This is a genomic window from Ideonella sp. P3_A4, from assembly GCF_056403075.1.
This window is the reverse complement of the sequence record NZ_JBFUGE010000238.1, coordinates 1-9,005: the sequence shown is the minus strand read 5'-3', so window position 1 is coordinate 9,005 and position 9,005 is coordinate 1. Positions and strand designations below refer to the sequence as shown.

The 9,005-nt window shown below is 66.5% G+C and carries 8 protein-coding genes; 2 read left to right on the top strand and 6 right to left on the bottom strand.

Annotation, left to right across the window (positions count from 1 at the left end; genetic code table 11):
- Positions 1-2,228 (bottom strand): hybrid sensor histidine kinase/response regulator (locus AC1DYI_RS19550; RefSeq protein ID WP_477205798.1); only part of this gene is annotated, 2,228 nt, incomplete at its 3' end.
- 250 nt (positions 2,229-2,478) lie between these two features.
- Between AC1DYI_RS19550 and AC1DYI_RS19545 the strand changes: the two genes are divergently transcribed.
- Positions 2,479-2,973 (top strand): hypothetical protein, encoded by a 495-nt coding sequence (locus AC1DYI_RS19545; protein WP_477205797.1) that lies wholly within the window; start codon positions 2,479-2,481, stop codon positions 2,971-2,973.
- Positions 2,974-3,033: 60 nt separating this feature from the next.
- Here AC1DYI_RS19545 and AC1DYI_RS19540 read toward each other — a convergent pair whose 3' ends face one another.
- The 3 genes from AC1DYI_RS19540 to AC1DYI_RS19530 form a co-directional block, all read right to left on the bottom strand.
- Positions 3,034-4,293 carry a diacylglycerol kinase gene (locus tag AC1DYI_RS19540; RefSeq protein WP_477205796.1) on the bottom strand — a complete coding sequence of 420 codons (1,260 nt, stop codon included), beginning with the start codon at positions 4,291-4,293 and terminating at the stop codon, positions 3,034-3,036.
- A gap of 68 nt (positions 4,294-4,361) precedes the next feature.
- A complete protein-coding gene (locus tag AC1DYI_RS19535) occupies positions 4,362-4,811 on the bottom strand; it encodes a hypothetical protein (RefSeq protein ID WP_477205795.1) in 450 nt (149 codons plus the stop codon).
- A gap of 107 nt (positions 4,812-4,918) precedes the next feature.
- Positions 4,919-5,881 carry a LysR family transcriptional regulator gene (locus tag AC1DYI_RS19530; RefSeq protein ID WP_477205794.1) on the bottom strand — a complete coding sequence of 321 codons (963 nt, stop codon included), beginning with the start codon at positions 5,879-5,881 and terminating at the stop codon, positions 4,919-4,921.
- A gap of 102 nt (positions 5,882-5,983) precedes the next feature.
- On the opposite strand from AC1DYI_RS19530, the gene AC1DYI_RS19525 reads away from it, so the two are divergent.
- Positions 5,984-6,748 (top strand): SDR family oxidoreductase, encoded by a 765-nt coding sequence (locus tag AC1DYI_RS19525; protein ID WP_477205793.1) that lies wholly within the window; start codon positions 5,984-5,986, stop codon positions 6,746-6,748.
- Between the two features lie 50 nt (positions 6,749-6,798).
- Here AC1DYI_RS19525 and AC1DYI_RS19520 read toward each other — a convergent pair whose 3' ends face one another.
- Positions 6,799-7,071, bottom strand: a complete 273-nt coding sequence (locus tag AC1DYI_RS19520) for a hypothetical protein (RefSeq protein ID WP_477205792.1) — start codon at positions 7,069-7,071, stop codon at positions 6,799-6,801.
- A gap of 222 nt (positions 7,072-7,293) precedes the next feature.
- Positions 7,294-9,005 (bottom strand): hybrid sensor histidine kinase/response regulator (locus AC1DYI_RS19515; protein WP_477205791.1); only part of this gene is annotated, 1,712 nt, incomplete at its 5' end.

Here is a 9,005-nt window from a genome sequence, read left to right as displayed (position 1 = left end):
AGGGTGCAGGGCTTGGTGAGGAAGTCGTCCATGCCCGACTCGCGCGCCTCGTCGAAGTTGCTGGCCAGCACATTGGCGGTCAGCGCGACGATCGGCACGTGCTGGCCGCCCTGCTCTGCCTCGATCGCACGCCAGCGGCGGGTGGCTTCGAAGCCCGAGATGCCCGGCAGCATGCAATCCATCAGCACCAGCTCGTAGCGTGTCGCCGAGAGTCGCTGCAGCGCCTCCTCGCCGTCCACCGCCACGTCGCACGTGCAACCCAGGCGCGACAGCTGCGCCTCGACCACCATCGCATTGATGGCGTTGTCCTCGACGACCAGCACGTGAACGGCTTGCGGATGCGCCGGTTCTTCGGCGGTCGCCGGCGGCAGCGGCATCGCTCCGCTGTGGGAAAAAGTCCAGTCCGAATATTCATGGCCGGGGCCGTCCGGCACCGGGCCGGCCACTTCCGGCAGCGGCAGCTCGATCCAGAAGCAGCTGCCTTCGCCGGGCGCGCTGCTGAAATCGATCCGGCCGCCCATCATCGTGACGAGCCGCTTCGAGATCGCCAAGCCCAGGCCCGTGCCGCCGAACCGGCGCGAGATCGAGCCGTCGGCCTGTGCAAAGGGCTGAAAGATTCGCTCGCGGGCTTCAGTGGGCACGCCGACGCCGCTGTCGCACACATCGAAGCGCAGCACGTTGAAACCATCGGCGCCGACCGGCCAACCGACTTTCACCTTCACGTCGCCGCGGTCGGTGAACTTGATCGCGTTGCTGACCAGGTTCCCGACGACCTGCTTGACCCGCTGGGCATCACCACCCAGCACCGGCGGCACGCGGTTGTCCACGTGCATCGCCAAGCCCAGCCCCTTGCCTGAGGCATAAGGGGTGAACAGGCTCAGCACGTCGTGCAGCACGCCGCGCGGCGAAAACGGTGCGATGTGGATCTGCAGCTCGTCGGCCTCGATCTTCGACAGGTCCAGGATGTCGTTGATGATGGACAGCAGGTTTCGGCCCGAGGTCAGCAAGGTGCTGGCAAGTTCGAGCTGCTTCGGCTGCAGGCCGCTTCGCACCAGCAGATCTGCGGTGCCCAGGATGCCGTTCAGCGGCGTGCGAACCTCGTGGCTGACTGTCGCCAGGAAGTTGGTCTTGGCCCGGCTGGCCGCCTCGGCCTCGGCCCGCAGGCGCTCGACATCCTGCAGATAGCGCTCGCGCCGGCGCAGCACCCTCACCAAGGTCGAGAAGGTGCCGAGGATGAAGAACGCCGCAATGGCCGTGAACACGCCCACCCCTTGGGCCTGCTTGCGCCACTGCGCAAGGTAGAACTTGTCGCTCAAGGCCACGGCCACGCGCAGAGGGAATCCATCCACGTCGTCGGTGACCAGGATGAAGCGATCGGGATCCTGCGGCTTCGCATCCCACGGCTCGAAGGCCGGGGTGCCGCTGGCCTCGGCGGTGGCCTGCCCGCCGACGGCCGCGTAAGGACCCCACGCACCGATCGGGCGGCCGAGCGCCTGGTCATCGTGAGGCGAGCGCGCCATCACCGTGCGGTCGTCGCGCAGCAGCGTCATGGCCGTGGCATCGGTCAGCGGGTTGGATCGATCGGGGCGCAGCACCGCGTAGAAGTTGGAAAAGTACTGGGGCGAAAGGCCCACCAGCACCACACCGAGAAACTGGCCGTGCGAATCCTCCAGGCGTCGCGACAAGTGGAAGGTCCAGCGCCCGTTGACCAGGTTGATCACCGGTGCGCTGACGTGGGTGCCCTGCTGCGGCCGATCGCGCGCCACCTGGAAGGCTTCGCGCAACGAGAAATTGACCTTCGGGGGCGGATAGACGTTCGAGTTGTTGATCAGTTCGCCCTTGGAGCCGACGATCGCCAGCAGCTCGACCCCTTCGAAGCTCGCCCGGCGCAGCGCCAGCAGGCGCTGTTCGGCCTGGGAGCCGAGTTCGCGGGCCAGCTGATCACCGTTGCCCAGGTTCCTGTCGTTGATGCTGCGCGCCATGCCTTCGGCCATGTTGTCTGCGGCGGTGAGCGCCTGGCCCGCATGAACGGCGAGCGCGTAAGCATGGTCTTCAGCCAGGTTGCRCGCGCTTTGTTCGGCCTGTGTTCGAAGATGGGCGGTGGCCACCAACGCCACGCAGATCAGGCCAAGGGTCAGCACTGCACCCACCGCGCTGGCAGCGCGGCTTGCGGACTCCGGGCCCTTGAACAAGAAGATGCGAGTGGCCGGCACGTGGTCAGGCAGCATGTGGCATCAGTCGGTGGACTTACCCCACTCCTGGCAGGGGCAACCGATGTTCCACGGGTCGGCGAGCCGGGACGAAATAAGTCCGGCCTGTGAATGACACTCAGCGAAAAATGGTCGTTGACGCCCCGTTCAGACAGGCAAGACCGATCGACCGGGCAGCGGTGCGGTCTTGGCTCGAAAAGTTTGCGTGCCGGTCCGTCACACCCTAAGATCTTCGACGATCTTGTCAACTCACTTATGGAGCTATGCCATGGCTGCGAGCACCACATCCGAGTCGAAAACGGTCGAGACGCTGTTGCGCAACGCGCAGTTGTCCGCCGAAGCCCAAGAGGGCCTGAAGACCCAGTTCAGCCAGTCCACGCTGCTGCTCGGCGCCGGCTGGCATGGCCCGTCGGACATCAAGACCCTGGTCGGCCTGGAAGGCCAGTTCCTGTGGCCCGAAGACGTGTTCAACGTCGGCACGATCCGCTTCACGTTCGACGCCGGCAAGATCGGCTACGACGGCCGCTACGAACTCACCCGCGGCTGGAGCATTGCCGAGCAAGGGCAGTTCCACAGCGTGCCCAACAACCCGGCGATCGGCTTTGCCGCGATCGCGCTGATGCCCGATGGCGGCGAGCCGAGGTCTTTCGTGGTCAACGGCATGATGACCGACAACGAATGGAAGATCTATGTCGCGGTGCTGAACAAGCTGGGCCCGACGGGCCCGCTGCAACCGCCGCTGTCCATCGTCCGGATCAGCTGAGAACGGGTGAGCCGGCAGCGCCGGCCACCAATGAGAGCCGCGCGATGGCTCTTTGACCGGTCAGAGGGCCATTCGCGCCCACAGCGCGGGCCCGGCGAGCGTGCCCCAGGCACCACCGAGGACCAGCAGCGCGACGAAGACCGCCGCGCTGCCGCAGTCCTTGGCCTTGGCGGCCAGCACGTTGAACTCTGGCGAGGTCATGTCCACCACGGCCTCCAGGCCTGAGTTCAGCAGTTCGGCGACCAGGACCAGGGCCATCAAGGCCAGCAACAGCACGGTGTCGAACCGGGGCAGTTGCAGCCACAAGGTCAGCGGTGCCAGCAGCAGCATGCACATCAGCTCCTGCCGAAAGGCGGCTTCGTCGCGCCATGCGCTGCGAATGCCTTGCTCCGAGAACTGAACCGCGCGGACCACGCGGACCAGGCTGAAAGCGGTGGTGGACTTCATCATGAGGGCTCCTTTGCCAGCCAATTGATCCGGCTGGGGTTCTGGCGCGGCCGCACCGGTGCCACGCAGTGATGCTCGAGTGGGCAGGTGCATCAGCGCCACGCTCAGCCAGACGCCGACGCTGAAATACAGCGACATCCAGACGACCTCGGTCTTCCAGTCTTCCCAGCGGTGCGACACGATCCATCGCCCCGAGGTGTCGCTCACGCCCTGCGCCACGGTGAGGTAGTGCCGGCCGTGGTCCATGTCTTGCACCCAGCGGGCCCAGTACATCGGCACATCGACCCAGACCATGTAGGCCACGTAGGCCGCGCCGAGCACGCAGACTACAGCGACCACCCGCTGCACCCCGGGCTTGCAGTACCGCCGCAGCAGCGCCAGGTTGACGACCAGCAACGCCGCGCAGAACGCCCAGATCGACTCCTCGACCACATGACCGAGGTTGGAGGTGGTCAGCACGGCGTACCAGGAGCACATCTCTGCCACCGCGATCAGCGGCACGATCACGCGAGCACTGTTCGCAGCCGTCGTGTTGCCGGTGACACGCGCCAGATCGCGCAACAGCAGCGCCCACTGGGCCGCGAAACAGACCTCGGCGATCGTCGCGACCGTACGCCCCACCATGACGCTGGACAGCCACGAATCGACCATGCACAGGCGCTGCACGTCGTAGACCGGAAAGGCCGATCGGTACCCACAGCCCAGCACATAGGCCGCTGACAGGATCATCTGCAGCCGGACGAGGGGCCAGGTGTCGGCATGGCAACGGGTGCGGCTGCGCCAGAGCCAACCGGCCGAAGCGCCCCAAGCCATCACGTTGAGCAGGCTCACCGTGCACAGGAACAGCCACCAGGTCGATGTGTCGATCACCATGGTCTGCCGTTCAACTCAACCACAACGCTGGGGCCACTCGGTGGGCGGGGTTCGACTTCATTGCCACCTCAGTGGCCCTTCTTGGGCCGCCCCGCCTTGACCGTCTCGAGTTGATCGAGCGCGGTCACGAGCGACTTCGCATCGAGCTTGGCCAAGGCGCGCAGGCCGGCCCGCAACAACTCGCTCTTCTTGGCGGCGCGGCGCGCGCCCATCGCCCTGCCCTTGAGCAACGCGATGACGGCGAAGTCGGCTTCGGGCATCGTGAAGCTGTCGCGCACCAGCTTCGAGTTGCCCTTGCCGGCCTTCTTGGCGGCCTTGTCATCAGCTTCGGCCGACGTCGCCGGCTTGGCTGTGCGGCCCGCAGCGGGAGCCGCGGCCTTCTTGGCAAGCACCACGCGGCTGTCGGCGTCTGCCGGCTGTTTGGCTCGCACGGCGCGCTTGGCAGCCACTGGGGTGTTGGCGCTCTTGCTCGTGCTGGTGATCTTGTGGGTGCTGGCCATGTTGTTCTTGGTGGGCATGCTTTGCCTCGGTAATCGTATAAATGATTTATACGCTTTCTGCACCGAAACGCAATACCTACCCAACCGACCGCGGCCCAAGCGTGGCTTGGGTGGCGTATTGAATTTCAGCCGGCCTTGCCTCGCTTGGCCGCGACTCGACGGATCGGCTTGGGCTGCTGCTCGCGCCACTGCTCCCAATACGGCGGCTCGCCGAATGCCGAGCGCAGCCACTCGACCAAGGCGCGCAGCTTGGCCGAGGCGCGGCGGCCCTCGGGGTGGGCCACATAGAGCCATTCCTGCGGCGCTTCCAGGCCGATGTCGACCACCTGCAAGACGCCCTGGCGCAGGCTTTCGCCGGCGATGAAGCTGGGCATCAGCCCGAGTCCCAACCCGGCCACGACCGCGTCGTGCATCACGTCGCCGTTGTTCAACCTCAGCGCCGCCTTGGCGCGCACGACGACGGCGCCTTCGGAGCCCTCGAAGCGCCAATCGGCTGCACCTCGGTTGGTGTAGAAGATGCCGCGATGGTCCTGCAGCTGCTGCACGTTGGTCGGTGTGCCGTGGCGTTTCAGGTAGGCCGGTGAGGCGACCAGCACGCGCCGGCTCGGTGCGAGCTTCCAGGCCACCAGCCGCGAGTCCAGCAACGGCCCGTGACGGACCACCGCGTCGAAGCCATCGGCGGCCGCATCCACGCGGCGGTCGTCGAACTCCAGCGTCAGCTCGATCGCCGGATGCTGGGCCAGGAAGGGGTACAGCGCCGGCCCCAGGTGCATGCGCCCGAAGGTGACCGGCGCCGAGATGCGCATCGGCCCCGACAAGGTGCCGCGGCGCTCGGTCATGTCGGCGCTGGCGTCTTCGACCTCGCGCACGATGCGCGTGGCGCGCTCCAGGAACGCGGCGCCGTCTTCCGTCAGGTTCAGGCGGCGCGTCGTCCGGTGCAGCAACGTGGCGCCGAGCGTGCGCTCGAGCTCGGCCAGCCGCTCGCTGACCACCGACTTGGCCAGCTGCAGCCGCCGCGCCGCCTCGCTGATCGACCCCGACTCCGCGATCGCGACAAAGCTCGCGATGCCATCCAGCTTCAAGCCCATTGTTCGAATTTTCCGGAAAGAAGAACCACGATCTGCACTCTAGTGCGAACGACCGCCTCTGGCCACCATGGCGCATCCCTCATCAACACCTTGGAGAATTTCATGGGACGTCTTGCTGGAAAAGTCGCGCTGATCACCGGCGCGAGCGCGGGCATTGGCCGCGCCACCGCCCGCCTGTTCGCGGCCGAAGGGGCCAAGCTCGTCATCGGCGCGCGGCGCCAGGGCGAGCTGGAAGACCTGGCCGCGGAGATCCGCGCATCAGGCGCAGACGCGGTCGCGCTGGCCGGTGATGTGCAGTCGGAAGACTATGCCAAGGCGCTGGTTGCGCTGGCCGTACAGAAATTCGGTCGGCTCGACATCGCCTTCAACAACGCTGGCACGCTGGGCGAAGTCGGGCCCAGCACCGAGGTCACGGAAGCGGGCTGGAACAACACGCTGGCAGTCAACCTGACCGGCGCCTTCCTCGGCGCCAAGCACCAGATCGAGCAGATGCTGACCAACGGCGGTGGCTCGGTGATCTTCACCTCGACCTTCGTCGGCCACACCGCTTCGTTCCCGGGCGTGGCAGCCTATGCGGCGAGCAAGTCAGGTCTGATCGGGTTGACGCAGACCTTGGCAGCCGAGTTCGGCCCACGCGGCGTGCGCGTCAATGCGATCTTGCCGGGTGCCGTGGACACGGCGATGTACCGGCAGAAGAACAGCACGGCCGAGTCGCAGGCGTTCGTGACGAACCTGCACGCGCTCAAGCGCGTCGGCAAGCCCGACGAGCTGGCGCGCTCGGTGCTGTTCTTTGCTTCCGACGATTCGAGCTTCGTCACCGGCACCGCTTCGCTGGTCGACGGTGGCGTGTCGATCACGCGGACCTGACGGGCTGACGTTCGGCGGGCGCGGCGTGAAGGCCGCGCCGCCGGTGGCCATCACTCGTGATGACGCAGCACGCGCTGGACGGTCTGCTCGCCGACCTGCCGGCCCTCGACGATGCCGAACCCGAGCAATCGGGCCGACTCGAATAACTGGACCGTTTCGCAGATGCCGCTCGTTTCCACGACGCGGTAGATCCGACCTTGCGGATTTTCGACGCCAATGGCCATGCCGTTTTGCGCCGCTGAAGAGCCTAGACGTGTGGCCGCTTGCATCAGCGGCTCGTCCCAGGCTGGCACTGGTTCCGATTTGAAGAGACTGGATTTCATCGCTCGGACCTCTGCTTTGAAGGGCGGGGGCAACTTGCAGTATCCACCCGCCATCGGTCCATCACAGCGAAGATTTACGTTTGCGTATGCAACGCTGCCATCCATCGCGCGGAGCCTGAATTGCCATGCAAAAGTCACCGGCGTTTACGTGCACACCCTTTAGCCTGCAGCCCGCCCCTCGACCAAGAGGGAACAAGCCTCTTCGGGCGGCCGCACGGGGCTCTACGCATGCGCCTGGGACAACAAGCGTGCCACCAGCGCCTCCAGTTCCTGGAAGGTGTTCTGCTTCTCGAGCAACCAGCACACGCCGGCTTCGCTGGCCTGCGCACGCAACTCGTCGGTGATGTAGCCGGAGCTGATGGCCACTGGCAGCCCGGGTCGCAGCCGGGTCACTTCCCGGGCCACGTCCAGCCCTGAATAGCCCGGCATGTTGTAGTCGGTCAGCACCATGTCGAAGGCCTTGGGCTGCTGGCGCAAGGCCTCGATCGCCAGCGCCGAGTCTTCGAACGTGCTGACGTTGTAGCCCGCGCGTTCGRGCATGCGCTGAACCATCAGCACCATCGTGGGATCGTCATCGACATAGAGCACGCGCTCGCCGCGGCCCGATGCCGTCGGCGCCGCCGGCTGCTGAAGCGGTGCCCCGCCAGGTGCATCGGCAGCCGGCAGGTACAGGTGAAAGCAACTGCCCTGCCCCGCCTGGCTGTCGACCGTGATGACGCCGTTGTGCGCCGTGACGATGCCGTGCACCACGGACAGCCCGAGCCCGGTCCCCTGGCCCACCGGCTTCGTGGTGAAGAAGGGCTCGAAGATGCGCTCGCGGGTTTCGGGGTCCATGCCGATGCCGGTGTCGCTGACCCACAGGTGCGCGTAGCGGCCAAGCGGCAAGCCGGCCACGCGGCGGTGGGCCCCGACACCGTCGTGCTGGGCCACCTCGAGCCCCATCGTGATGCGGCCCGTGCCGTCCCTCAGCGCATGCCAGGCGTTGGTGCACAGGTTCATCAGCACCTGCTGCACCTGGGTCGCGTCGGCTTTCACGAACAGCGGCTCTTCGTTCAGCACGATCTCAAGCTCCACGCGCGCCGGTAGCGTGGCCCGCAGCAGCTGGTAGGTCTCCTCATACACCGGGCGCAGCATCTGCACGCTCAGCTCCTGCGGCTGCCGGCGGCTGAAGGTCAGGATCTGGCGGACCAGGTCGCGCGCGCGCAGGCTGGCCTTCTGGATTTCCTCGAGGCTGGATTGGGCTTCGTGGCCGCCACCCAGCATGCGGCGCACCAGCGTCACGTTGCCGAGAATGCCGCCCAGGATGTTGTTGAAGTCATGGGCGATGCCACCGGCCAGCGTGCCGACGGATTCCAGCTTCTGCATGTGGCGCAGCTGCGTCTCGAACTTGCGCCTGTCGGCCTCGGCCGTCTTGCGCTCGCTGATGTCGGAGATCGTCACACGGGCCATCGGCGCCGCTTGCTCAGCCACCAGGCAGGCAAAGTCAAGCTGGGCGTGCAGGTGCGAGCCATCATCGCGCCGCAGGACCAGCTCAATCCGCTGTCGCTCGCCGTGGTGGACAGTCCGGCTCAGGCGGGCCCGCCAGACGGCCGCGTCACCCAGGGTCACGAACCGATCGAACGACGTGCCCTGCAGGCGCTCGCGCGGCTCGCCCAGCATCTCAGCCCCCGTCTGGTTGAGCTGGACGATCAACCCTTCGCCCGACAACGTGAGGTAGCCGACGGGCGCGTAGTCGTACAGATCGACATAACGGTCACGCGATTGCACGAGCTCGATCTGCGCCCGCCGGTGCGCGGCCCGGATCCGGGCCTGCGCGAGCTCCCGCTCCAGCGCCGGGGCCAGGCGCGCGATGTTGTGCTTCATCACGTAGTCGCTGGCGCCCGCCTTCATCGCGGTCACGGCGATCTCTTCGCCGATCGTGCCCGAGACGAAGA